This window comes from Anaerotruncus sp. AF02-27, assembly GCF_003465835.1.
GTDB lineage: Bacteria > Bacillota > Clostridia > Oscillospirales > Ruminococcaceae > Anaerotruncus > Anaerotruncus rubiinfantis.
The window spans coordinates 75,526-98,866 of sequence record NZ_QSBX01000002.1 but is presented as its reverse complement, the minus strand read 5'-3'; the positions used below and the strand labels follow the sequence as shown (position 1 = coordinate 98,866).

At 53.0% G+C, this 23,341-nt stretch carries 26 protein-coding genes and 1 riboswitch; of the genes, 11 read left to right on the top strand and 15 right to left on the bottom strand.

Translation table 11 applies throughout. The features are described from left to right. The first annotated feature begins 1 nt into the window (after position 1). A complete protein-coding gene (gene hisI, locus DWV16_RS02525) occupies positions 2-334 on the top strand; it encodes a phosphoribosyl-AMP cyclohydrolase (protein ID WP_066459517.1) in 333 nt (110 codons plus the stop codon). Then, positions 331-657, top strand: coding sequence for a phosphoribosyl-ATP diphosphatase (gene hisE / locus DWV16_RS02520; protein WP_118477710.1), 327 nt, complete (start codon positions 331-333; stop codon positions 655-657). Before hisI ends, hisE begins: the two co-directional genes overlap by 4 nt. A gap of 58 nt (positions 658-715) precedes the next feature. On the opposite strand, the gene DWV16_RS02515 is transcribed toward hisE, so the two are convergent. From DWV16_RS02515 to DWV16_RS02495, 5 genes are read right to left on the bottom strand one after another with little or no spacing between them, the layout of a single operon-like run. Then, the gene (locus DWV16_RS02515; RefSeq protein ID WP_066459521.1) at positions 716-1,189 is read right to left on the bottom strand and encodes a hypothetical protein; all 474 of its coding nucleotides are present in this window, start codon (positions 1,187-1,189) and stop codon (positions 716-718) included. An 18-nt stretch (positions 1,190-1,207) separates the two neighbouring features. Further along, positions 1,208-1,957 carry a 4-hydroxy-tetrahydrodipicolinate reductase gene (dapB, locus tag DWV16_RS02510; RefSeq protein ID WP_066459523.1) on the bottom strand — a complete coding sequence of 250 codons (750 nt, stop codon included), beginning with the start codon at positions 1,955-1,957 and terminating at the stop codon, positions 1,208-1,210. A 28-nt stretch (positions 1,958-1,985) separates the two neighbouring features. Then, positions 1,986-2,873 (bottom strand): 4-hydroxy-tetrahydrodipicolinate synthase, encoded by an 888-nt coding sequence (dapA, locus tag DWV16_RS02505; protein ID WP_118477709.1) that lies wholly within the window; start codon positions 2,871-2,873, stop codon positions 1,986-1,988. Between the two features lie 38 nt (positions 2,874-2,911). Next, positions 2,912-3,991 carry an aspartate-semialdehyde dehydrogenase gene (gene asd / locus DWV16_RS02500; RefSeq protein WP_118477708.1) on the bottom strand — a complete coding sequence of 360 codons (1,080 nt, stop codon included), beginning with the start codon at positions 3,989-3,991 and terminating at the stop codon, positions 2,912-2,914. Positions 3,992-4,018: 27 nt separating this feature from the next. Next, positions 4,019-5,200: a PLP-dependent aminotransferase family protein gene (locus tag DWV16_RS02495; protein WP_066459528.1), complete on the bottom strand. Its 1,182-nt coding sequence runs from the start codon at positions 5,198-5,200 to the stop codon at positions 4,019-4,021. Between the two features lie 161 nt (positions 5,201-5,361). Further along, positions 5,362-5,542, bottom strand: a riboswitch (Lysine riboswitch). Between the two features lie 102 nt (positions 5,543-5,644). Here DWV16_RS02495 and queA point away from each other — a divergent pair. The 8 genes from queA to DWV16_RS02455 all read left to right on the top strand — a co-directional run bounded on the left by queA (position 5,645) and on the right by DWV16_RS02455 (position 11,950). Next, complete coding sequence (gene queA, locus DWV16_RS02490) at positions 5,645-6,673, top strand: tRNA preQ1(34) S-adenosylmethionine ribosyltransferase-isomerase QueA (RefSeq protein WP_066459530.1); 1,029 nt, start codon at positions 5,645-5,647, stop codon at positions 6,671-6,673. A gap of 12 nt (positions 6,674-6,685) precedes the next feature. After that, positions 6,686-7,816: a tRNA guanosine(34) transglycosylase Tgt gene (gene tgt, locus DWV16_RS02485; protein ID WP_118477707.1), complete on the top strand. Its 1,131-nt coding sequence runs from the start codon at positions 6,686-6,688 to the stop codon at positions 7,814-7,816. Positions 7,817-7,929: 113 nt separating this feature from the next. Then, on the top strand, positions 7,930-8,238 hold the full coding sequence (yajC, locus tag DWV16_RS02480) for a preprotein translocase subunit YajC (protein WP_066459534.1): 309 nt from the start codon (positions 7,930-7,932) through the stop codon (positions 8,236-8,238). A gap of 70 nt (positions 8,239-8,308) precedes the next feature. Further along, positions 8,309-8,707, top strand: coding sequence for a TIGR04086 family membrane protein (locus tag DWV16_RS02475; protein WP_066459535.1), 399 nt, complete (start codon positions 8,309-8,311; stop codon positions 8,705-8,707). Between the two features lie 66 nt (positions 8,708-8,773). Beyond that, positions 8,774-8,920, top strand: coding sequence for a six-cysteine ranthipeptide SCIFF (gene scfA, locus DWV16_RS02470; protein ID WP_066459537.1), 147 nt, complete (start codon positions 8,774-8,776; stop codon positions 8,918-8,920). A 71-nt stretch (positions 8,921-8,991) separates the two neighbouring features. Then, on the top strand, positions 8,992-10,359 hold the full coding sequence (gene scfB, locus DWV16_RS02465; protein WP_066459539.1) for a thioether cross-link-forming SCIFF peptide maturase: 1,368 nt from the start codon (positions 8,992-8,994) through the stop codon (positions 10,357-10,359). Positions 10,360-10,383: 24 nt separating this feature from the next. Continuing rightward, complete coding sequence (gene proC, locus DWV16_RS02460; RefSeq protein WP_066459541.1) at positions 10,384-11,187, top strand: pyrroline-5-carboxylate reductase; 804 nt, start codon at positions 10,384-10,386, stop codon at positions 11,185-11,187. A gap of 97 nt (positions 11,188-11,284) precedes the next feature. Beyond that, positions 11,285-11,950 (top strand): stage II sporulation protein M, encoded by a 666-nt coding sequence (locus DWV16_RS02455; protein WP_341423469.1) that lies wholly within the window; start codon positions 11,285-11,287, stop codon positions 11,948-11,950. Here DWV16_RS02455 and DWV16_RS02450 read toward each other — a convergent pair. The 4 genes from DWV16_RS02450 to DWV16_RS02440 all read right to left on the bottom strand — a co-directional run bounded on the left by DWV16_RS02450 (position 11,936) and on the right by DWV16_RS02440 (position 15,531). Beyond that, a complete protein-coding gene (locus DWV16_RS02450; RefSeq protein WP_066459544.1) occupies positions 11,936-12,949 on the bottom strand; it encodes a tyrosine recombinase XerC in 1,014 nt (337 codons plus the stop codon). The genes DWV16_RS02455 and DWV16_RS02450 overlap by 15 nt on opposite strands. 141 nt (positions 12,950-13,090) lie before the next feature. Further along, entirely contained in the window at positions 13,091-13,243 is a 153-nt protein-coding gene (locus DWV16_RS18955) for a hypothetical protein (RefSeq protein ID WP_158572757.1), read from the bottom strand. Between the two features lie 7 nt (positions 13,244-13,250). Next, entirely contained in the window at positions 13,251-14,441 is a 1,191-nt protein-coding gene (locus tag DWV16_RS02445) for an ABC transporter permease (protein ID WP_118477706.1), read from the bottom strand. 4 nt (positions 14,442-14,445) lie between these two features. Next, positions 14,446-15,531 carry an efflux RND transporter periplasmic adaptor subunit gene (locus DWV16_RS02440; protein WP_147349414.1) on the bottom strand — a complete coding sequence of 362 codons (1,086 nt, stop codon included), beginning with the start codon at positions 15,529-15,531 and terminating at the stop codon, positions 14,446-14,448. A gap of 184 nt (positions 15,532-15,715) precedes the next feature. Between DWV16_RS02440 and DWV16_RS02435 the strand changes: the two genes are divergently transcribed. Then, a complete protein-coding gene (locus DWV16_RS02435; protein WP_066459552.1) occupies positions 15,716-15,895 on the top strand; it encodes a hypothetical protein in 180 nt (59 codons plus the stop codon). 3 nt (positions 15,896-15,898) lie between these two features. Here DWV16_RS02435 and radA read toward each other — a convergent pair whose 3' ends face one another. The 6 genes from radA to ileS all read right to left on the bottom strand — a co-directional run bounded on the left by radA (position 15,899) and on the right by ileS (position 23,313). After that, on the bottom strand, positions 15,899-17,284 hold the full coding sequence (radA, locus tag DWV16_RS02430; protein ID WP_066459554.1) for a DNA repair protein RadA: 1,386 nt from the start codon (positions 17,282-17,284) through the stop codon (positions 15,899-15,901). 23 nt (positions 17,285-17,307) lie between these two features. Then, positions 17,308-18,087: an N-acetylmuramoyl-L-alanine amidase gene (locus tag DWV16_RS02425; protein WP_242863682.1), complete on the bottom strand. Its 780-nt coding sequence runs from the start codon at positions 18,085-18,087 to the stop codon at positions 17,308-17,310. A gap of 49 nt (positions 18,088-18,136) precedes the next feature. Next, the gene (locus tag DWV16_RS02420) at positions 18,137-18,949 is read right to left on the bottom strand and encodes an HAD-IIB family hydrolase (protein WP_079988296.1); all 813 of its coding nucleotides are present in this window, start codon (positions 18,947-18,949) and stop codon (positions 18,137-18,139) included. Next, positions 18,946-19,872 (bottom strand): RluA family pseudouridine synthase, encoded by a 927-nt coding sequence (locus tag DWV16_RS02415; protein ID WP_243007259.1) that lies wholly within the window; start codon positions 19,870-19,872, stop codon positions 18,946-18,948. Before DWV16_RS02415 ends, DWV16_RS02420 begins: the two co-directional genes overlap by 4 nt. Further along, positions 19,865-20,395: a signal peptidase II gene (lspA, locus tag DWV16_RS02410; protein ID WP_066459561.1), complete on the bottom strand. Its 531-nt coding sequence runs from the start codon at positions 20,393-20,395 to the stop codon at positions 19,865-19,867. The genes DWV16_RS02415 and lspA overlap by 8 nt, the downstream gene beginning before the upstream one ends. 119 nt (positions 20,396-20,514) lie before the next feature. Continuing rightward, positions 20,515-23,313 (bottom strand): isoleucine--tRNA ligase, encoded by a 2,799-nt coding sequence (gene ileS, locus DWV16_RS02405; RefSeq protein ID WP_118477703.1) that lies wholly within the window; start codon positions 23,311-23,313, stop codon positions 20,515-20,517. Between the last annotated feature and the right edge of the window lie 28 nt (positions 23,314-23,341).

The following is a 23,341-nucleotide window of genomic DNA, read 5'->3' as shown; positions in this document are numbered from 1 at the left end:
TATGAAGGATTTGGACCGTTATTTCGCAAAATCGGCGCTGATCCCGGCGGTCGTGCAGGAAGCCGGTACCGGAGAGGTTCTGATGCTCGCCTACATGAACCGCGAGAGTCTGCAAAAAACCTATGAAACCGGCTACACCTGGTTTTACAGCCGTTCACGGCAGGAACTCTGGAATAAGGGTGCGACTTCCGGACATCTGCAAAAGGTGGTTGATCTGCGCGCCGATTGCGATGACGATACACTGCTCGTCACAGTTGTTCAGACGGGCAATGCCTGCCACACCGGAGCGCACAGCTGCTTTTACAAAGAGATTTGGGAGGAAACAAAGCCATGACTGATGTAGTGAAAGGCCTTTATGAAGTGGTTCAGGATCGCCGCGACCATCCGCAGGAGGGTTCTTACACCTGCTATCTGTTCGAGAAAGGGATCGACAAGATCCTGAAAAAGGTGGGGGAAGAGTGCAGCGAGGTGATCATTGCCGCCAAAAACCGCAAGAACGATGACACCGCCGAGGAGATCTGCGATCTGATCTACCATCTGCTGGTGATGATGGCTGAGCAAGACATCCCGCTTGAACAGGTCGAAGAGATCCTGGAGGCACGCCGCCAAAAGATCGGCAACCTCAAACAGTTCCACGAGAGTGACCACAACACCTGACTGAAAAGCATAAAAGGACCCGCAACTGTAGTTGCGGGTCCTTTTCAATTTTATATGATCAGTCGGCCTTGACCTGGAACGCTTTTTCAAGCGCGCCGACCGCCTCGTTACAGCAGGCCTGCGGGACCAGCAGGGAGATTTCCACCTCGCCGGTCGAGATGAGGGTCAGCTCCGCGTTGGCATCAGCGACAGCGGTGATTGCGGCGGCGGCGACACCGTACATTTCGCGCATCTCTTCGCCGTAAAGCTGAATCTTGCAGTTGCCGTTCGAGACCATCGGTTTGAAGTCGGCATGGGTCTCGCAGAATTTGTTGACCAATCCCAGGACTTCCACCAACTGGTTTGCAAGCAGGGTGAAGGAGATATCGATATAATGTCCCTGCGGTGCGGTCTGGCTGATCATATCAAGGTTTACCTTGACATTTGCAAGCCCTGTAAAGATGGTAGAGAGCAGTTTCGGGTCGTTTGGAACCTTGTGGAAGGTCACAAGGGCAACATCCTCCACAATGGAAATTTTAGAAACGCCATTCATATGGACACATCCTTTCTATCAAACGATATCACCCATGTTGTAAAGTCCGGCCTGCTTGCCGCAGAGGAAGAGCGCCGCATTGAGCGCGCCGACGGCAAACACCCCTTTGCTGGCGGCTGAATGGGAGAGGGTCAAGATCTCGTCGTGACCCGCAAAAAGGATCTCATGCTCGCCGACAATCGTTCCGCCGCGCACCGCGTGGATACCGATCTCATTTTTTGCACGTTTACGGCGGTAGGCGTGGCGGTCATAAACATACTGGGATGGCTCATCGAGCACACCGGAGATCGCATCTGCAAGCATCAGGGCAGTGCCGCTTGGGGCGTCGATCTTCTGGTTGTGGTGTTTTTCGATGATTTCAATATCAAACTGCCCACCCAGGACTGCGGCCGCCTTTTTTGCAAGCTCTGCCAGCAAGTTTACGCCAAGCGACATGTTTGCTGTAAAAAAGAGCGCGACCTCGTTCGATTTTTCCCGGATCAGCGCGGTCTGTTCGGCGGAAAGGCCGGTCGTAGCGATCACGGCCGGGATCTTCTTCTGTACCGCGTATTCGAGCAGCGGCGAAAGCGCGCTCGGATGAGAAAAATCGATGATAACGTCGGCATCAACCGAGCAATCCGACGGTATGGTAAAGACGGGGAACGCGTCGAGCGCCTTCCCGGTGATGTCGATGCCCGCGACAATGGTACAGTCGTCCCGTTCCCTTGCGCATTCGGCGATCATCCGCCCCATCTTTCCATTGCAGCCTGATAAAATGATCCGTTTCATTTGAACCTCCAGCGCTTTGGCGCCTTTTTTAGATGAGTTTTGCGTCCCGCATCGCTTTTTCGAGCAATTGTTTATTCGCATCGGAGAGGTCGACAAGCGGCAGCCGGCAACGTCCAGCCTTCCAGCCAAGCAGGTTCATCGCTTCTTTGACCGGGATTGGATTCACGTCGCAGAAAAGCGCGTTTATAAGCGGCATCAGCCCGATCTGCAGGTCAGCGCTTTCCTTGATCTTGCCGTCGAAATAGAGCCGGCAAATGTCATGGGTTTGGCGCGGCGCGACGTTCGAGAGCACCGAGATGACGCCCTTGGCGCCAAGCGACAGGAACGGGACAATCTGGTCGTCGTTGCCGGAATAGACATCGAGTTCGTCTCCGCATAGATGGCGGGTATTGGCAAGCGCGGAAAGGTCGCCGTTCGCTTCCTTGACCGCAACGATATTCGGATGCTTCGCAAGTTCCTGATAGGTCTTAGGCTGGATATTCACGCCGGTACGGCTCGGGACGTTATAAAGGATGACCGGTAGGTCGGTGGCGTCCGCCATTGTGCAAAAATGACGGATGAGGCCCGCCTGTGAAGTCTTGTTGTAATAGGGGGTGACATGCAGCAGCGCGTCTGCGCCGGCCTGTTTGGCTTCCTTTGAGAGCCACAGGGCATAATCGGTATGGTTGCTTCCGACACCTGCAACGACCGGTACGCGGCCGGCAGTGTGCTCCACGGCAAAGCGGATGGCTTCGACATGTTCGTCATCAGTGAGGGTGGAGGCTTCGCCGGTGGTACCGACGATGACAATCGCGTCGGTGCCGTTTGCAACCTGGTCGTCGATCAGTCTGCCGAGCTCCGGCCAGTTGATCGAGAGATCCTCGTTCATCGGCGTGATGATTGCGACGCCCGCGCCGGTAAATATGGTTTTCTTCATATCGGATCAATCCTTCCTGAAAATAAGAGAGGTGGTGGTCAGTCAAGCCAGCCTTTCGCCGCAAGCAGCTCGGCCAGCAGCACACCGCCGCCGGCGGCGCCGCGCAGGGTGTTGTGTGAGAGGCACACGAACTTATAGTCGTACTGGGTATCTTCGCGCAGGCGGCCGATCGAAACAGCCATTCCGTTTTCGAGCATCCGGTCAAGTTTGGTCTGCGGGCGGTTATCCTCTTCAAAGTAGTGCAGGAACTGTTTCGGCGCGCTCGGAAGGCCAAGCTTCTGCGGAGCGCTCGCAAAGGAAGCCCATTTTTCCTTGATCTCCTCGATGGTGGGCTTTTTATCGAAGCTGACGAATACTGCCGCCATATGGCCGTCGGTGCAGGCCACGCGCAGGCACTGCGCGGTGATCGAAGGAGAGGCGACCGGTACAATTTCATCGTTTTCGATCTGTCCCCAGATTTTGAGCGGTTCCTTCTCGCTTTTTTCCTCTTCGCCGCCGATATAGGGGATAACGTTGTCGACCATCTCCGGCCAGGTTTCAAAGGTTTTTCCGGCGCCGGAAATCGCCTGATAGGTACAGACCAGCGTTTTGGTGACGCCAAAATCGGCCAGCAGCGGATGCAGCGCGGGGACATAGCTCTGCAGCGAGCAGTTCGATTTGACGGCGATGAAGCCGCGTTTGGTGCCAAGCCGTCTGCGCTGCGCCGGGATGATCTCGGCGTGCGCGTCGTTGATCTCAGGGATAATCATCGGAACATCCGGTGTAAAGCGGTGCGCGGAGTTATTGGAGATGACCGGGCATTCCGCTTTGGCGTAGGCTTCTTCGAGCGCGCGGATTTCGTCCTTCTTCATGTCGACCGCACAGAAGACAAAATCCACCTTCGCCGCGACCGCTTTCACATCGGAAGCATCCATCACGATCATCTTTTTGACGGCCTCGGGGATCGGGGTAGCCATTGCCCAGCGTTTCCCGACCGCTTCCTCGTAGGATTTTCCGGCCGAACGCGGGGAAGCCGCGACCGCGACCAGATGGAACCACGGATGATTTTCGAGCAGGGATATAAACCGCTGGCCAACCATCCCGGTTGCACCGACAACTGCGACTTTAAACTCTTTCATGATATGACAAATCCTTTCATTTGGAAATTATGCATAGTACCTGTTAAGCAGCTTTCCAAGGCGTTTGAGCCCTTCCTCGATCCTTTCATAGGGAACGTTCGAAAAGCTTAGCCGGATATGATGGGGCTGATCCTGATTGGCATAGAAGGAGGTTCCGGACAAAAACGCGACCTTTTCCTCTTTTGCCGCGCACAGGAGCAGTTCATCGCTTGTGGGACCCTTCTGCGGCAGGTCAAGCCAGTAGAAGAACCCGCCCTGCGGTTTTTGATAATGAACCGAAGCGGGGAAGTATTCCTTCATGCAACGGTCCATCAGATCGTTGCGGGCGCCGTAAATCTCACGGACACGCGCGATATGGTCATTCCAGTCCACCTGCTGGAGAAATTCTTCCGCAATCAGCTCATTGAAGGAGCTGCACTGCAAATCGGACATCTGCTTTGCCAAAATGATCTTCGCCCGGATATCCTCCCGTGCGATCACATACCCCAAGCGCAAGCCGGGACAAAAGATTTTAGAGAAGGTCCCCAGATAGATCACAAACCCTTTTTCGTCAAAGCTCTTGATTGACGGGTAGGCTTCGCCATTGTAGCGCAGTTCCCCGTAAGGGTTATCCTCTACAACCGGGATCTCGTACCGCGCGGCAAGCTCCGCCAGTTTTTTACGTTTCTCGACACTCATGGTCACACCGGTCGGATTCTGGAAATCCGGAATGGTATAGATCATTTTTACATCTGGAATTTCGCACAGCGCCTTTTCGAGCGCCTGCAAATTCATGCCATCAGCGTCCAGCGGAATCCCCACGCATTTTGCCTGAAAACTGTGAAAGACGTTGAGCGCGCCGACATAGCTTGGATTTTCGCAGAGCACCACGTCGCCGGGATTGAGGAAAATCTTCGCGGAGAAATAGATGCCCTGCTGGGAACCGGAGGTCAGGGTGATATCGTCCGGCGAGGCCTTGGTTTTGGTGTGGGAGGCAAGCGCGCAGATCTGCGCGCGGAAGCTGGAAAAACCTTCGGTATCGCTGTACTGAAAAGCGCGAACTTTGTCATTCGCAAGCACCCGCTCAATCGACGATTGGATCATCGCAAAGGGGAAGGAGGACTCCTCCGGTTTACCGGCCGAAAAAGAGATCATATCCGGCTGATCAAACAGCTTGTTGCGGATGGCCGATGGCACAAAATATTGCGTACATTCAGAAAATTGCAGCATGTAAATCCTCCTGTCTAAAAATATACGCCTGTTTTACGTCCGATAAGCTTCCTTTACAATAATAAAAAAACCGGTTGAAAACCGGCGTTGATTGCAATATAATAGAGTAGTTATCGTGATGGGCACGGAAACGCACGATCCATCCGCACATACCGCATGCCACCACCCATAGCCCTCCATCATAGTCCAATGATGACAGTCACACGCCTTTTCGACTGTGTGCCCAGGAAGTACGCCCGCCAACGGCGCCAACCTTCGGCGTCTGACCCTTTCACACGGCTTTTTACGACCTGGCAGTCTGAAGTCCCTGTTACTGATGAAAGACGCGCCTCTACCGGTTTGGCTTATTATTGATTATATTATCATTTAGCCCCGCTTATGTCAATAAAATTAGGAGGTTCACCGCAATAAACTGGTGAATTGTACAGATATTTGGAGGAAGAGATGAAAAAATCCGACTTTTTTTTCGACCTGCCGCCGGAACTCATCGCACAGACGCCGATTGAGCCGCGCGACCACAGCCGCATGCTGAAGCTCAGCCGCAAAACCGGAGAGATTGAGCACCGCTGTTTCCGCGATGTGATTGATTACCTGGAACCGGGCGATACGCTGGTTGTAAACACTTCCCGCGTCATTCCGGCGCGGCTTTACGGCCACAAGGAGCAGACCGGTGCCGCTATGCAGTTTTTACTGCTGGAGCAGAAGGAAAAGGACATCTGGGAGGTTCTGGTGAAGCCTGGCAAGAAAGCCAAAACCGGTTCCCGGTTTGTGTTTGGAGAGGGGCTGCTCACCGGGGAAATTCTCAGCACCGTCGAGGGCGGAAACCGCCTCGTAAAAATGCATTACGAAGGGGACAGCATCTATCCGGTGCTCGAAAAGATCGGCCAGATGCCGCTGCCGCCATACATCACCGAGACGCTCAGGGATAACGAACGTTATCAGACCGTCTATTCCAATCAGCTCGGTTCAGCCGCGGCGCCGACTGCGGGGCTGCACTTCACCAATGAGCTGCTCGACCGCATCCGCGCCAAAGGCGTCAACGTGACCGACGTGATCCTGCACGTTGGCCTTGGGACCTTCCGTCCGGTCAAGGTGGACGAGATCACCGATCACCATATGCACGCGGAACACTACCACCTGCCCAAACACACCGCCGACCTGATCAATGAAACAAAGCGCAAGGGGAAACGGGTGATTGCGGTTGGAACGACGAGCTGCCGCACATTGGAATCGGTCGCTTCAAAGTTTGGTGAGATCCGAGAGGATGACGACGATACCAGCATTTTCATTTATCCAGGCTATGAATTCAAGGTACTCGACGGGCTCATTACCAACTTCCATCTGCCGGAAAGCACGCTCATCATGCTGGTTAGCGCATTTGCGGGTTACGAGCATGTGATGGAAGCATATAAAACCGCGGTAGCCGAACAATACCGGTTCTTCAGCTTCGGTGACGCGATGCTGATACTATGAGGAGGAAACAGATTGTATACGCTTTTAAAGCAGGAAGGCAACGCCCGGCGCGGCACCTTTGAAACGGTGCACGGCACCGTACAGACCCCGGCGTTCATGAACGTGGGAACCTCGGCCGCGATCAAAGGCGGGATTTCATCGATCGACCTGGTGGAGCTCAAATGCCAGGTCGAGCTCTGCAACACTTACCATCTGCATGTGCGCCCGGGGGACGATGTCATCCGCGCGATGGGCGGGCTGCACAAATTTATGAACTGGCACCGTCCGATTCTCACCGACAGCGGCGGTTTTCAGGTTTTTTCACTTGCAAAGCTGCGCCGCATCAAGGAGGAAGGCGTCACCTTTGCCTGCCATCTCGACGGCAAGCGGATCTTTATGGGACCTGAAGAGAGTATGCGCATCCAGTCGAACCTTGCGTCAACCATCGCAATGGCGTTCGATGAGTGCATAGAAAACCCCGCGCCTTACGATTACACCGCCCGTTCCATCGAGCGCACCACCCGGTGGCTCATCCGCTGCCAGGCGGAAATGGCGCGCCTCAACGCGCTGCCTGACACATTGAATCCGCATCAGCTCCTGTTTGGGATCAACCAAGGCTCAACTTACGCCGACCTGCGCATTCGGCATATGCAGCAAATTGCCGAACTCGGGCTTGACGGTTACGCAATCGGTGGTTTGGCGGTTGGTGAGACCGCGCAGGAGATGTATGATACGATCGATGCGGTCGAACCGTATATGCCGAAGGACAAGCCCCGTTACCTGATGGGCGTCGGGACGCCGGTCAACATTCTGGAGGGGGTTTACCGCGGCATCGATCTGTTCGACTGCGTCATGCCCTCGCGAAACGCGCGGCACGGGACGCTTTTCACCTGGGAAGGTATCCGGATCATGCACAATGAAAAATACAAGCTGGACGACCGTCCGGTCGACGAGCACTGCGGCTGCCCGGTCTGCCGCAACCATACCCGCGCCTATCTGCGGCACCTGTTCCGGACGGGCGAAATCCTTGCTGCGCGGCTCGGGGTCATGCATAACCTCTACTTCTATAACACTCTGATGGAAAAGATCCGCGAAGCGCTTGATAACGGTACCTACGAGGAATTTTACCGGCATTGGGTGCCGATCTTGGGGCGGCGCATTTAAGTTCTTGTTAAAGTACAGGCTAAATTCCCAAAAAGGCTTGCAATAACGGGACGAAAACAGTATAATATTATTCGTATCTTTCCCGCTTTGGAATATTTTTTGGAGGTATCAAAATGGACCAACAGACTTCCGCGACCCTTATGAGTTTTGTTCCGCTGATCCTGATCTTCGTGGTGTTTTACTTCATGCTGATCCGGCCGCAGAAAAAACGTGAAAAAGAAACCCAGGCAATGCGCTCCAACCTTGATGTGGGCGATGAGATCGTGACCGTCGGCGGCATCGTCGGAATCATCGTTTCGGTGAAGGATGACACCCTGGTGATCGAAACCGGTTCCGATCGGAGCAAAATCCGCATCACCCGCTGGGCGGTTCAGGCAAATGTCACGCCGAAGGAGCCTGCGGACAAGCCTGCTGCAAAGTAAGAAACTGACAATTGGAACTGGTATAATGGGCGTTCGCTTTGAATACTCTTGTACAAAAGGGGGAATCAGAGTGAAACAACCCGATATCCATGGTGCCAAACGCTTTATCCGGCCGATCACTTATGGGATTCTTTGCGGTGCTACAGCATGTTTCCTGCTCCTGATCATCATGTCGATCCTCATGAGTTTTAAGGATATCCCACAGTCGGCCGTCTCCTTGATCTCCACGCTGACCTTTGTCTGCGGCGGCTTTGTTGCCGGACTCGCTGCGTCGTCCTTTTCCAGGGAAAAGGGGATGTTTCTCGGCCTTTGCTGCGGGCTTTGCCTGTTTCTTGTGCTGTCGCTCGCGAGCCTCGCGGTGGACGGCTCCGGATTCGGGATGGTTGCTTTGACCAAATTGATTGCGGTGCTGTTTGCCGCGGCAATCGGCGGGGTCATCGGGGTGAACCGTAAAAAAAAGTTCAAATGAATTGAAATTCAAAAATGATTGTGGTAAAATAATACCTAAGATCATGAATGAAATGGGGTAAAACCGATGAAACACGTAAAGACCATTAATCAGGCCAATTTGAAAGCTTCTGCTGTCAAGGGCGGTTGCGGCGAATGCCAGGCTTCCTGTCAGTCCGCCTGCAAAACTTCCTGCACAGTGGCCAACCAGAAGTGCGAAAACAAGAACAAGTAATTTTGGTCTACTGATTTTTAGGGCAGTCGCACGACTGCCCTATTTATTTGCTTGATATTGGAGAGAGAATATTGATACATAAGTATAAACTTTACGGCTATAACATCGTGCTTGATGTCAACAGCGGCGCCGTCCATGTGGTGGACGACCTGTTTTATGACCTGATCGACGGGCTTGGCGAGGATCTGCCGGAAAAATGCCCGCAGGAATTGCTGTCCAGATTTTCAGATAAATATCCTGCCGATGAAATTTTGGAAACCTACGCGGAAATCGTGGACCTGCATAAAAAGGATCAGCTCTTCTCCACGGATGATTACGATCAGTTCGCCAAGATGATGGTGCCCTCGCCGGTCAAAGCGATGTGCCTGCATATCGCGCACGACTGCAACCTGCGCTGCAAATATTGTTTTGCCGATACTGGTGAGTATATGGGCCACCGGCAGCTGATGTCCTTCGAAGTCGGAAAGGCCGCGATTGACTATCTCATCAAGCATTCCGGCGGGCGGCACAATCTGGAGCTCGACTTTTTTGGCGGGGAACCGCTGATGAACTTTGATGTCGTTCGGCAGGTGGTGGAATATGCCCGTTCACAGGAGAAGGCATATAACAAATTGTTCCGCTTTACCATCACCACCAACGGCGTGTTGCTCGATGATGCCAAGATCGATTTTATCAACAGGGAGATGTCGAACGTCGTCCTGTCGATTGACGGGCGCAAAGAGGTCAACGACCGGGTTCGTTCGCGCGTGGACGGCAGCGGATGCTATGACAGCATCATGCCGAAATTCCAGCGTTTGGTGGAAAAACGGGTAGGGAACGAGCCGTTCGACCAGTATTATGTCCGCGGCACCTTCACCAAGTATAACAAGGACTTCGCCAACGACGTGCTGCATTTAAACGATATGGGCTTCGATCAGATTTCGGTCGAGCCGGTTGTGGCAGACCCCAAGGAGCCATACGCGCTCACCGAAGCGGATCTGCCGGAGGTTTTTGCCGAGTACGAGCGGCTTGCAAAAATTATGATCGACCGTCATGGAAGCGGCCGCGATTTCAACTTCTTTCACTTCATGCTTGATCTTGACCAAGGCCCCTGCGCGATCAAGCGGCTGCGCGGCTGCGGCTGCGGCAATGAATACGTTGCGGTTACGCCGGATGGAGATGTCTATCCCTGCCACCAGTTCGTCGGCCACGACGAGTGGAAGATGGGCAACGTCTTTGATCAGTCGCTTGATTTCGACCGCAAATGCCAGTTCGCGGCCGCCACCGTCTATGGCAAGGAAGACTGCAAAAACTGCTGGGCGAAGTTTTATTGCTCCGGCGGCTGCAACGCGAATAGCATGGTCTATTGCGGCGATATCTTAAAGCCGTTCAAGCTCTCCTGCGAACTTGAGAAAAAACGTCTGGAATGTGCCATCATGATCAAAGCGGCGACGCTTTGACTCTTCTGGAAGGGGGAATTTTCCATGCAGTGTAAAATCGGATTTATCGGCGCTGGCAATATGGCCGGCGCAATCATCAACGGGATCGTTTCTTCCGGGTTGCTCAAGCCGGAGGAAATCGCGGTCAACGATGTCCGTGCGGCACAGGTGGAAAGTTATACGTCGCGTGGATTCGCCGGCTGCGATACCATTGCGCAGCTTGTGGAAAGCTGCGCGTACGTTGTTCTATCTGTAAAGCCGCAAAACTTTCCAGATGTGTTGGCCCAGATCAAACCAGCTGCAAAGCCGGATACGGTCTTTATTTCAATTGCTGCGGGTATGAGCGCTGAATATATCAAAAAGGCGCTTGGCTTTGACGCAAAGGTTGTACGGGTAATGCCGAATACGCCGCTTTTGATCGGTTGCGGCGCGGTCGCAATCAGTCGGGTGGATCCGACCTCCCCCGAAGAATTTGCCTTTGCCAAGAGTATCTTTGCCGCAGCGGGCCAGGTTGAAGAGGTTGACGCCGACAAGATGAACGAGGTCATCCCGCTGAACAGCAGCAGTCCGGCATATATCTACCTTTTTGCAAAGGTATTTGTCGACCGCGCGGCGGAGCTTGGCTTTGATCCGGACGTGGCGAACAGACTTTTTTGCAATACACTGATCGGATCGGCAAAAATGATGATGGAGACAGGGAAGACCCATCAGGAACTCATCGATATGGTGACTTCCCCTGCGGGTACCACCTTTGAAGGGCTTGCTGCGCTCGGACGCAACAATTTTGAAAAGGCCCTGACCGAATGCTTCGATGATACGATCCGTCGGGCTTATGAGCTTGGGAAGTAATATTTTCTGAACCTGCGGCATATCTTTTCGTATGGAAGACTGTGAAAAACGAAAGGATGGCTGCAAAATGAACCTTAACGCGACCGACTTGGACAAGATGATGCGTTACCAAAATAAAAGAACCGCAGGAAGATTTACGCCTGTTCGCAATGGGCGCAGATTCCTGCGGTCTTTTTGCACTTATTCAAAAGCACATCTGATGACCTATCTTTTTGCTGCGGTTTTTCTGACAGGCCTTCTGATCGGTACGCTTCTCGTCAACCGGAGCAGCCCCGAGACCCTGGAGGTGCTCAAAGCAATCCTGGGCGGTTATGTGGAAGAACGCGCGCATCAGAGCTTTGCCGGGATCGTTGTCTCGACCTTCAGCTCGATCTTCGTTTCCTTGCTGCTGCTGTTTTTCTGCGGATTCTGTTCAATTTCGCTGCCAATCATCTTTGCCGTACCGCTTTTCAAAGGTTTGGGATATGGCTTTTCGATTGGCACACTTTATGCTCAATACGGTACACAGGCGCTTTTATATGTCAGTGTGCTGTTGTTTCCAGCGATGTTTCTTGGCACACTGCTGCTGATCACCGCCTGCCGGACTTCAACCGCGCTGTCAGTAACTCTATTCCGGTCGACATTGATCAATTCGGAACTGGCAGACGGCGTTCGGATCAAACGATACTGTGTAAAGTTTTCTGCTTTTACAGTGATTTGCTTGTTGATCGCCCTGTTTGATGCGCTGCTGTATTATAAATTCGGCGCTTCAATCGTTCTTTGATGGATCGGGAACCCGTTTTTTCTTCGCTGGCGACACGTTCGACAGCGGAGATTTTTTTGCGGCATTTTCCATCTGCCGGTCGGAGACATGCGTGTAAATTTCGGTTGTGGAAAGACTCACGTGACCCAGAATTTCTTTCAATACCCGGATATCCACATCGCCATGCTGATACATCAACGTTGCAGCGGTATGCCGGAGCTTATGCGGTGAATAACCCTGGCCAGCCAGCCCAGCCTGCCGCAGGCAGTCCTCAATGATCTGTTCTACACGGCGCGGCGTGATCCGTGTCCCACGCGCGGAAAGAAAAAGCGCATCCTTTGCGTCTTGCTTCTGCGGCGGTTTGCGGACGGCTAGATAGGCTTCCAACGCCTTTTTGCAGGCGTCATTCAAATAGATGACACGTTCTTTGTTGCCTTTTCCGAGCAGTTTGATCGTATCGTCACGGATGTCGTATAAGTTGATTCCAACGAGCTCGGAGAGCCGCATTCCGCAGTTTAAAAACAAGGTGACGATACAGAAGTCCCGTTCATAATTGGAGGACTCGATATGTGTGAGCAGTTCTAAGCTTTCCTCCAGTGTCAAATAGCGTGGAACGGATTTTTTTACCGACGGAACCTCCAGATTCTCAACCGGATTTGTCTTTAATAGATTTGATTTTACGGTAAGGTAATGAAAAAATGAACGGATCGAAGAAACCTTGCGGGAGCGGGTCTTGGCATTATTTGCGCGGTCGCTGGCAGCATAGTTGAGGAATCCATAGACATCCGAGAGGGAAATGGCAGAGATGGTTTCCAAGGGAATGTCCTGAATGGACATCTGCTCGAAAAAGTCAAGATCATCCGGATTGTGTGAAAGTATTTTTACGCATTTGATATATCGCAGAAAGGTGCGCAGGTCGATATGGTATGCGTCAACCGTGCGCTTGGAACGGCCACGTATGGTCAGCATATAGAATAAAAAATCTTTTAAATAAGCGGGACAATCCTGATAATCAGCCATAGTCCAATCTCCTTTTATCTTCCCTTAATTTCTCTAAATTTTTATTTAGCGAAATAATATATTTTTATATTACTACAGATTCTTTGGCCTGTCAAGTAATGATTTCACATTCCTCTTTCTTAAGAATCGCACCAATCACATTCACAAAGGTTTGTCATGCGGCAGTTCTGTGTAGCCGACGGTACAGCTTTCCAAAGCCTCCATATGTGTCCAGAGCACTGTATCCAGGTTGACCTCCTGGCGTTCCGCCGGAATCTGAACGCCAGGAGTATCGTTTTCATAGAACCCGGTCATCTCCCCTTTATTCAGTACGAAGCGCATCAACCGGTTTGAGTTTTGCGGCGACCGTTGCAGGATAGACACCAAAAACTACGCCAATCCCAACCGAAAGCGCCACACTTGCGGCAAGCTGTGTGAAATTGAGGTGCATTGGCATGGATGTGATCATACAGCCAGCCCAGACAAATGCGAGCCCTGTTCCAAGCCCAATCAGGCCCCCAATCAGCGAGATGATAAAAGCTTCAATCAAAAATTCCATCAGGATAATACCGCGCGTCGCACCGATCGATTTTTTGATGCCAATTTCCCGGGTCCGTTCATTAACCGACACAATCATCACTGTCATGATTCCGAGTCCGGCAACCACGAGAGAAATTGCTGCAATTGCTGAGAGGATCAGCGTCACAATCCCCAGCATATTATTAAGGGAATCCTTTTGTTTTGAGATGTTCTCGGTTTTGAATCCTCTGCTGATGTTATGGGACCGGTTGATTATCGCGGAAATCTGCTCCGCCGCGGCGTCGATATTCTCCTGATCTTTGAGCGTAACTGCAATCTGCTCAAAAGAATCTTCCCCTTTATAGCGCTGCAACGTCGTATATGGGATATAGGCAAAGGACGGTATCACCTCCCCCAACATCGTCTGCAGGATATTCCCGCCCGATGTGGCAACACCGACAATCTCCAGGGTGACATAGCTTCCGCCAATGAGCGCCTCCACCTGTTTGCCTACAATATTGTCCCTTTTATAAAAAAGCTGCGCGACGTTCGAATCGACCACACAGACATTTGCCGCAGATGCAATATCCGCCTGGTTGATCATCCTTCCATATTTCGGCGTAAGTGAAATCACCTGGCTGCTGCCGGAATCCACCCCCCAAAGAACAGAATTTGCGACCAGTCCCCGCATTCGAATGTTGCTGTAATCCACCACAATTGGGGTCGCGCTTTCCACCGCCGGGGTGCCGCGAAGAAGGGACAGATCTTCCTTGGTCATTTTTAAGGATGTAAAACGTTTGTCCGCGCTGACTGTCACACTTCCCAACCCAAGGGAATTGAGCTCCTGCCCGATCGCCTCCTTGCCAATTTCCCCGATTGATCCGATCAGCACAACTGAACAGACGCCGATTGCAATGCTGGCAATGGTCAGAAAACTGCGAAACTTCTTACGTCCCAAATTCCGAAAACTGCTGACGAGACAATCCCTGATCATCTCATCACCCCCGTTTCAGCTGGATCCGGTCACCCGCCAGACCATCCGCGGCGTTTTTGAGAATCACGTCGCTTTCAGTGAGTCCCTCACGTACTTCCACGCCCTCCAAAAGCTCCATTCCGGTTTCAATATCCCTGCGGACAGCCCTGGAACCCTTTACAAGATAAACATATTCAACATTGTCTGTATCCTGGAGCACCGCCTCATAAGGTACGACCAGCATCTCTTTCTGTTTTCCCGTGGTGATCTCAGCGCGCGCCGTAAAACCGGTTTTGAGTGCGTCATCCGGATCGTCGATGGCAATTTCCAGATCCACCACTGTTTCCTGAGCTGTTGTTCCTGCCGTCTTTCTGGCAGTCGGGTAAACACGGCTCACATGACCCTCATATTTTTGGGAAAATCCGGACCCCTCAATCACCGCCGGGTCCCCAACCCGCAAATCGGAAACGTACGATTCCCCCACAGAAACCTTTGCGATGAAACTGCCGGTATCGGCAATCGTGACGATTGGCTTTGCGGTGCGAGAAAGCACGTCGCTCTTGATCGACAGGTCGGTGACCACCCCGGACATCGGAGCAGTTACCACCTGCGGGATGTACAGATACTCGTTCTTTGGTTCGCCGGCTTTTGTATCGGTTGAACCAAATACCTCTGCGAGCTCCCCCAATCCGGAAATGCCTCCAAAACCCGAGGCCAGACCGGATGCTTCCAACGCGGAATAAAGCCCCAGAAGCTCGGATGCCTCCTGGGCGGACGGCAGGCTGTCGAGCAGATCTGAGGCTGGAACGCTTTGTTCCAACACGCTTTTGGTGAGGCTGGTATCGATAACCGCGATCACCTGGTCCTTGTGTACATAATCCCCTACCGATACATTGACCGCCTGCGCGATCACCGGTGTTTCCAGATAGACCTCCTTTATCTCCCGCGCTTCTATCGTGCCGCTGGCATTGATATGTTTTTCGTATAGAATCCGCGTCGGCGTGATGCAGGCTGCGGTTGGAATGGCCCGCAGCGTTATCATAGGCGCGGCGGCCACCATCCCAAATGCTCCCGTCGCAAGCAGTAATGCAATCACACGCTTAAAAGCCAAAATAAAACCCCCATCGTTGAATTGTCGAAAACGCTTCCCATTAACGAAGTTAGTTTTCGCGTTCACAGGAGTTTTATTCCTTCAAAAACCAGTGCAAACAAATGCGAATGGCAATCGAATCTCCGGGTTATACTGTATTGCAGGAACCCGTAAGAAAATAATGATGTGTTTTGGAGTGAAGTTTATGGCGACGCCCAAAGAACGGAAAATTCATTTGATTCCCTGTGACAAGGACTGCTACCATCAGCAGCAGGGTTATTGTTCCCTTGACGATATCACCTATCTCACAAACTGCGAAAATGGCTGCGGCTATTACACCCGCACCGATCCATATGCCGATCTGGAAGATGAGGGAAAAGGATAAAATTTAGCGGATCACCGCAATCGCCTGCTGGATATTCTGCACACCAATCAGGTTGATGTTTGGCATGTCCTTTGTATCGATCATTTTGACGTTGTGTTTTGGGACGATACAGGTCGTGAAACCAAGCCGGTAGGATTCGCTGACCCGCTGCTGGATATTGCTGATCGAACGGATTTCCCCCGCAAGCCCAATTTCCCCAAATGCCGCAAGATCGTCCGGGACGGCTTTGTCGAGCAGATTTGACACCAGCGCGACCGCGACCGGCAGGTCAGCAGCAGGCTCATCCAGCCGCAGCCCGCCCACAACATTGATATAAGTGTCAAGCGCGCCGAAAAAGAACCCGCCGCGCTTTTCGAGCACCGCGGTGAGCAGCGCCGCCCGGTTTCCATCAAATCCGGTGGACATCCGCCGCGGCGTACCGAATCCTGTTTTTGAAACCAGCGCCTGCACTTCGGCAAGGATCGGCCGGGAACCTTCCATCACGCAGGCCACACAAGTCCCGGAAACGTTGGCCGGCCGGCCGGAAAGCATCATCAACGACGGGTTTGGCACCTCCCGAAGTCCATACTGACCCATCTCAAAGACGCCGATTTCGTTTGTGGAGCCATAGCGGTTTTTGACCGCGCGCAGGATACGGTAACTCTGGTGGCGTTCGCCCTCAAAATAAAGCACCGCGTCTACCATGTGCTCAAGAACCTTCGGTCCTGCGATCGCGCCGTCCTTATTGACGTGGCCGACGATGAAAACCGGGATCTCCGAACCTTTCGCAATTCCAATCAGCACCTGTGTGCATTCACGCACCTGGGTAATGCTCCCCGATGAGGAGGAAATTCCGGACAGGTTCATCGTCTGGATCGAATCGATCATCACCATGTCGGGGGAAAGCTGGCGCACCGTTTCCAGCACGCTTTCGATATCGGTAGTGGCGGCCACATAGAGGTTGCCGCTGTCCACGCCGAGCCGGTTCGCCCTCAGTTTGAGCTGCCGTGCGCTTTCCTCACCTGATACATATAGAATTTTAAGCCCCTCGCAAAGATACTGGCAAATCTGCAAAAGCAGAGTCGATTTCCCGATGCCCGGGTCGCCGGAAAGCAGCATCACCGAGCCGGGTACCACACCGCCGCCAAGCACCCGGTCAAGTTCCAGAACACCGGTCTTATACCGCAGGCTCTCATCGGATGAAATTTCATTGAGCCGTGCGACCGAAGCGGTACGAGCTGGGGCCGCAGAGGCGGATTTGGCCTTCGCGGAGCCCGCGCTCACCTGCTGGCGCACCTCCTCCACAAGTGAATTCCATTCTCCGCAGTCCGGGCATCGGCCGTACCATTTGACCGACTCATAACCGCAGTTTTGGCAGACATAGACGCTTTTATTTTTTGTAACCGCCATTTTAAAATACGTCCTTTCCCTTTTTATGGGATATTTTCAGCTTCTCCCGCTTCCGATGGTGCGGTCAGTTCGTCCGGCTGCGAAGTTTCGAGCCCCAGGTATTCCGCCGTGCCGGAAAAGATGGCAAACGCAATCTGCTTTTGGTAAGCCGGATCGATCAGCTTATGCGCTTCCTCAGGATTTGAGAGGAACCCGCACTCGATCAGCAGCGAGGGCATCGGCGCATTGTAGATCAGATAGACGTTGTCGTCGCAGGCTTTATAGACGCGGGTATTCTCCGGCTGTACCATCTCGATAAGCCTGCGCTGCATGATCTCCCCAAGCGCTTTGCTGCTTTCATTTTTGGGCCCGTAAAAAACCTGCGCGCCCCAATATTTTTCCCGTGGAAATTTGTTTTGATGGATGCTCAACAAAATCGAGTTTGGATAAGACTTTGCAATCTCCATCCGATTATGGATGTCGGAATTTTTCTTTTTCCGGGTACTGGCGCTGTCAAACTCGCTGCTGTGCAGTGATTCGTCCCCCTGTCTTGTCAGCACCGCGTCAAATCCGTTCACCGTGAACAGGTCGTACAGGTTCCTCGCAATGGCCAGATTGATGTCCTTTTCGACGATATTGTCCACACCAATGGCACCGCCATCAAAATTTCCATGCCCCGCGTCAATGACAATGGTCGGCAGATCTCCGCCAAGTTCATAAACCGGTGCGACAGCTGTGATCGCGGAAAAAGAATAATGCGCCAAAAAAGCAACAGCGGCGCCCAATATTACGAGCGTCGCCGCCACGCGTCCATTTCGTTTCATGCACATCCCTCCGCTTCAATCTATGCAGAAACGAAAGAGGTTTATGCGCTTATCCGCAGTGTGCTTCGAGGTATTCGACCAGGTCTGCAAGCGCGCCGTTCTCACAGGGACCGGTCACCAGCTTACAGACCGCTTTGATGTCGTCCGGCGCGCCAGCAACCGTCACTGGAAATGAAACGCTTCGAAGCATTTCAAAATCGTTATAATAGTCACCGATCGCGACAATACTCTCATGCAAAATGCCGCATTGCCGCGAAAGCTGTCGGATTCCCTCCCCTTTGTTCGAACCTTTCGGCAGCATCTCCAGGAAATTGGGACCGGAAGTGACAAACTCCACGTCGTCCCAGCACTGTGCCCGGACAAATTCAGAGACCGGCCCAACCAGCTCCTCCGGCATGGCCATCAACAGCTTAAAGTAGTCCCCGGTGAGTTCCTCCGCGCCAAGCGGAAAGATGGGAAGCCCTTCAATCTGCATATATGCCCGGGTCTGTTCAACATTGTGGAGCGCATGGATCTGGTACATTTCGTAAACAGCAAAACCGATCTGCGGAAATAATTGAATCAGTTTTTGTACATAGCCGGCAAAAGTTCCGGGCAGGTAACGCGCGTAATAAAGGCGGTGCTGCGCATAGTCATAAACCGCGCTGCCGTTAAAAACGATGCAGGGCGCGTTGACCGGCAGCAGGTCAATATACCGCCGCACCGAAACCAGCGGCCGGCCGCTGGCAATGCAGAAGCGCCCACCCTTTTCAGTAAAGTATTCGAGCGCCTCCAGATTACGCGCCGGGATGGGGCCCGGCGTCGGCATCAGCGTCCAGTCAACGTCGCTGACAATCAGATAATCAGAAAGTTTTTTCTTCACCGGACCTTGCCCTCCTTGATAGAGTTCAAAAATTGCAGATAGTATTCCGGCAGCTCACTCGTAAATTCGAGATATGCGCCGGTGCGTGGATGGACAAAGCCGATTGTCCGCGCGTGCAGGCACTGGCCGCGCAGGCTGGTGATCACTTTTTTGGGGCCATACACAGGGTCTCCCGCAACCGGATGGCCCTTATAGGCCATATGCACCCGGATCTGATGGGTGCGGCCTGTTTCAAGGCGAAGGACAAGATCGGTGAATGCGCCAAACGGTTCACGCACGCTGTAATGGGTAACTGCTTTACGGGCGTTTTTTTCAGTGACACACATTTTCTTTCGGTCACTGGGGTTCCTGCCGATTGGCGCATCAACCGTCCCCTCCAACTCTGTAAATCTACCGTAAACAATGGCGTTATAAATACGTGTAAAGCTATGTTCCTTTATCTGTTCCGCAAGCATACTATGGGAAAAATCATTCTTTGCCACGATAAGCAAGCCACTGGTGTCCTTATCGATCCGGTGGACAATCCCTGGCCGGATCACACCGTTGATGCTGGAAAGTCTGCCTGCGCAGTGGTAAAGCAGTGCGTTTACAAGCGTCCCATCCCAGTTGCCCGGCGCGGGATGAACAACCATCCCTTTGGGTTTGTTGACCACCAGCAAATCGTCGTCCTCATAGAGGATTTCCACGGGAATATTCTGCGGTAAAACATCCAGCGGCTTTGCGTCCGGAACCCGCAGCAGGATCTCTTCCCCGCCGCGCAGCCGGTAATTCTTGGCAACAGTTTTTCCATTTGCCAGCACGCCGCCGGATTCACAAAATCGCTGGATCGCGGAGCGGGTAAGCCCGTCCGCGTTTTCGCAAAGCCATTTGTCGATCCGCTCGCCCGCATCCACTTCATCGGTCAGATAGAACTGCTCATTCACCGCTCGGCTCCTCTTCTTCCGGATGGGTTTCTTCCGCCTTGACCGGCTGCGCATCTTTCCCCAAAGTTTTTTTCTCCTCAAAGAAAAGCAGGTAAACAAGCAGCAGCCCTGTCCCGATAACGACACAGCAATCCGCAAAATTGAATACTGGGAAATTGAAAAGCGGAGAAATATCCAGGTAATCGACCACAAAGGTGCGGAACACCCGGTCGATCAGGTTGCCGACGCCGCCCGCGATGATGAGACCCATGCTCCAGAGCACCAGCTTATGTTTGAACTTCCCCATCACCAAAGCGACGATAATACCGGCAAGCACAATCCCGGTCACGATCGAAAGCAGCTGGGTTTTCCCTTGGAAAATTCCAAAAGCCGCGCCGCGGTTCTCCACATAGGTCAATTGCAGAAGTCCTGGAATCAGTGTCACCGAAGGCGCTCCCACAAGGGTCCCCAGTACCCAAATTTTCAGCAGCTGGTCTACGATCACCAATGCGGCAGCCGAAAGCAATATCAAACTTACTGTCATGTTTTCCTCCCAATCGATGTGCCGCAAACCGGACATCGCGCCGGTTTGGGAACCGGCATTTCAAAAATCATGCGGCGCTTAAATAGGTCTTTAAGCGCCGCATTTTTTCATTTGGTTTATCAGCCGATGATCTGTGCGCAGCGTGCACAAAGGGTCGGATGCTTGGCATCAGCCCCAACAGAGTCGCTGTGCGCCCAGCAGCGCGGACAAAGTTCACCATCCGCCTTGGCCACGTCAACGGTAAACAGGCCGTTCGCACCGGAGAACCTGCCCTCCCCGCCCTTTTCCAGAACCACCTGGGAAACGATAAACACCGGCGCCAAATCCTTTTCCACACTGGAAAGGAATGCGAAGGTCTCGTCATCCGCAGCGTGCAGGATGACCTTCGCTTCCAGCGATTTACCGATCATCTTGGCGTTGCGGGCATCTTCCAACGCCTTAAGCACATCGTCGCGCACCTCATGGATGCGATCCCATTTGGCAATAAACGCACTGTCAACCAGGTTGCCGCAGTATTTCGGCATCTCGTTAAACATAACCGAAGCACTGTCATAATTCTTGTCGGCGGGCAGATAGCTCCATACCTCTTCCGCTGTGAACGGGATAATGGGCGCAAACACCAGCGTAAGCCCGCGCAGGATGGTATAGATCGCGGTTTGTGCCGCACGGCGGTTTTTGGAATCCGCCGCTTCGACATAGAGCCGGTCCTTGAGCACATCGAGGTAGAAGTTCGACATATCGATTGTGCAGAAATTATGCAGCGCGTGATAGATGCTGTGGAATTCAAAATTGTCGTAGGCCTCGGAAGTGGTCTTTACGAGACCATCAAACCGCGCCAGAGCCCATTTATCGAGATCGGTCAGCTCCGCAAAGGGAACCATATCCCTGTTGGGATCAAAGTCATAGAGGTTGCCGAGGATATAACGCGCCGTGTTGCGGATCTTGCGGTAAACCTCGGAAAGCTGCTTGAGGATGTCGTTCGAGATGCGGATATCCGCGTGGTAATCGGCCGAAGCGACCCACAGGCGCAGGATGTCCGCGCCGTATTTGTCGGTGATCTCATGCGGTTCCATGCCGTTTCCGAGGGACTTGCTCATCTTGCGGCCTTCCCCGTCGACCACCCAGCCGTGGGTGCAGACGGTTTTATAAGGCGCGACGCCCTTCCACGCGACCGAGGTGAGCAGCGACGACTGGAACCAGCCGCGGTACTGGTCGGTGCCCTCGAGGTAGAGGTCGACCGGCCAGGTCATCTCCGGATTGTCATGGATGGTGGAGGCATAGGACGTGCCGGAATCGAACCAGACATCCATGATGTCGGTCTCCTTGGTGAATTCGGTGCTGCCGCAGTATTTGCACTGGGTGCCCTTCGGCAGGATATCCTTGGCATCGGTGGTGTACCAGGCGTCGGAGCCCTCCTTGCGGAAGAGCGCGGCGACAGCCGCAATGCTCTCCTCATCCACATGGTATTTCCCGCAGTTTTTGCAGTAGAAGATCGGAATCGGCACACCCCAGGTGCGCTGGCGCGAAATGCACCAGTCGCTGCGATCACGCACCATGTTGATCATGCGGCCGCGGCCCCACTCAGGGATAAAGTTGACCTTTTCAATCTCTGCGATTGTCTGCTCCTTGATGTCGTCCACCGAGCAGAACCACTGTTCGGTGGCCCGATAGATGATCGGCTCCTTGCAGCGCCAGCAATGCGGATACTGGTGGATAATCTTCTCGATCGCAAAGAGATTTTTGGTTTCCTCAAGTTTCTGCGCAATCGCCTTATTGGCGTCGTCGGTGGAAAGGCCGGAAAATTCGCCCGCCAGTTCAGTCAGCTTGCCGTATTTGTCGACGGGCACAACCACTTCGATTTCCGGATAGTGCTGTGCACAGACATCAAAGTCCTCGACACCGTGACCAGGCGCGGTATGGACGCATCCGGTACCGCTCTCAAGGGTGACATGGTCTCCCAGGATAACCGGCGACTGACGGTCGAGGAATGGATGCTGATAGGTGATATATTCGAGCTCCTCGCCCATGCAGGTGCCCAGGATCTCATAATCTTCGATCTTGGCGGCCTTCATTGTGGAGGCAACCAGCTCTTTTGCCATGACAAGGTATTCGCCGTTCGCCTTGACAACGCAGTATTCAAACGCCGGACCGACACAGATGGCCATATTGCCCGGAAGCGTCCAGGTGGTCGTGGTCCAGATTACGATTGAAGTCTTGGAAAGATCGGCGGCGCCCATCCGAGTGAGCACGCCGTTCTTGTCGTCAATCACATTGAATTTGACGTAAATCGAATAGCATTTGTCCTCCTGGTATTCGATCTCCGCTTCCGCCAGAGCGGTCTCGCAGTGCGCACACCAGTAGACCGGCTTGAGACCTTTATAGATATAGCCTTTGTTGGCCATCGCGCCGAAGATTTCGATCTGGCGCGCTTCAAATTCCGGTTTCAAAGTCAGATAGGGATTGTCGTAGTCAGCGACGGTGCCGAGACGTTTGAACTGTTCCTTCTGATTGCCCACAAAACGCAGCGCAAAATCGTGGCAGACCTTCCGCAGTTCAATGGGGGTGATGTCCTTGCTCACGCCGATTTCCTTAAGCGCTTTGAGCTCGATCGGCAGACCGTGGGTATCCCACCCGGGGATATACGGGGCCTTATATCCGGACAGGTTCTTCTGGCGGATGATGATATCCTTCAGCACCTTATTGAGCGCGGTACCCAGATGGATGTTCGCATTCGCGTACGGCGGGCCGTCATGAAACATGTAGAGCGGCTTGCCTTCGTTTTTTTCGATCATCTTGTAGTAGAGGCGCTCCTCATCCCATTTTTTCACCATGCCGGGCTCCTTCTGGGGAAGCGCGGCGCGCATGGAGAAATCCGTTTTGGGCAGGTTCAAGGTCTTGCTGTAATCCTGTTCGGACATTGGACATATCTCTCCTTGTTGAAACTTT

Excerpts from the sequence above, each read along its gene's own strand:
- DWV16_RS02495 (WP_066459528.1), bottom strand. The coding sequence starts at position 5,200 with ATGCTGCAATTTTCTGAATGTACGCAATATTTTGTGCCATCGGCCATC.
- DWV16_RS02455 (WP_341423469.1), top strand. The coding sequence starts at position 11,285 with ATGATGCGTTACCAAAATAAAAGAACCGCAGGAAGATTTACGCCTGTT.
- yajC (WP_066459534.1), top strand. The coding sequence starts at position 7,930 with ATGGACCAACAGACTTCCGCGACCCTTATGAGTTTTGTTCCGCTGATC.
- lspA (WP_066459561.1), bottom strand. The coding sequence starts at position 20,395 with ATGACAGTAAGTTTGATATTGCTTTCGGCTGCCGCATTGGTGATCGTA.
- queA (WP_066459530.1), top strand. The coding sequence starts at position 5,645 with ATGAAAAAATCCGACTTTTTTTTCGACCTGCCGCCGGAACTCATCGCA.
- dapA (WP_118477709.1), bottom strand. The coding sequence starts at position 2,873 with ATGAAGAAAACCATATTTACCGGCGCGGGCGTCGCAATCATCACGCCG.
- scfA (WP_066459537.1), top strand. The coding sequence starts at position 8,774 with ATGAAACACGTAAAGACCATTAATCAGGCCAATTTGAAAGCTTCTGCT.
- DWV16_RS02425 (WP_242863682.1), bottom strand. The coding sequence starts at position 18,087 with ATGAAACGAAATGGACGCGTGGCGGCGACGCTCGTAATATTGGGCGCC.
- DWV16_RS02445 (WP_118477706.1), bottom strand. The coding sequence starts at position 14,441 with ATGATCAGGGATTGTCTCGTCAGCAGTTTTCGGAATTTGGGACGTAAG.
- DWV16_RS02435 (WP_066459552.1), top strand. The coding sequence starts at position 15,716 with ATGGCGACGCCCAAAGAACGGAAAATTCATTTGATTCCCTGTGACAAG.
- asd (WP_118477708.1), bottom strand. The coding sequence starts at position 3,991 with ATGAAAGAGTTTAAAGTCGCAGTTGTCGGTGCAACCGGGATGGTTGGC.
- dapB (WP_066459523.1), bottom strand. The coding sequence starts at position 1,957 with ATGAAACGGATCATTTTATCAGGCTGCAATGGAAAGATGGGGCGGATG.
- DWV16_RS02515 (WP_066459521.1), bottom strand. The coding sequence starts at position 1,189 with ATGAATGGCGTTTCTAAAATTTCCATTGTGGAGGATGTTGCCCTTGTG.
- ileS (WP_118477703.1), bottom strand. The coding sequence starts at position 23,313 with ATGTCCGAACAGGATTACAGCAAGACCTTGAACCTGCCCAAAACGGAT.
- DWV16_RS02450 (WP_066459544.1), bottom strand. The coding sequence starts at position 12,949 with ATGGCTGATTATCAGGATTGTCCCGCTTATTTAAAAGATTTTTTATTC.
- proC (WP_066459541.1), top strand. The coding sequence starts at position 10,384 with ATGCAGTGTAAAATCGGATTTATCGGCGCTGGCAATATGGCCGGCGCA.
- hisI (WP_066459517.1), top strand. The coding sequence starts at position 2 with ATGAAGGATTTGGACCGTTATTTCGCAAAATCGGCGCTGATCCCGGCG.
- hisE (WP_118477710.1), top strand. The coding sequence starts at position 331 with ATGACTGATGTAGTGAAAGGCCTTTATGAAGTGGTTCAGGATCGCCGC.
- DWV16_RS18955 (WP_158572757.1), bottom strand. The coding sequence starts at position 13,243 with ATGACCGGGTTCTATGAAAACGATACTCCTGGCGTTCAGATTCCGGCG.
- radA (WP_066459554.1), bottom strand. The coding sequence starts at position 17,284 with ATGGCGGTTACAAAAAATAAAAGCGTCTATGTCTGCCAAAACTGCGGT.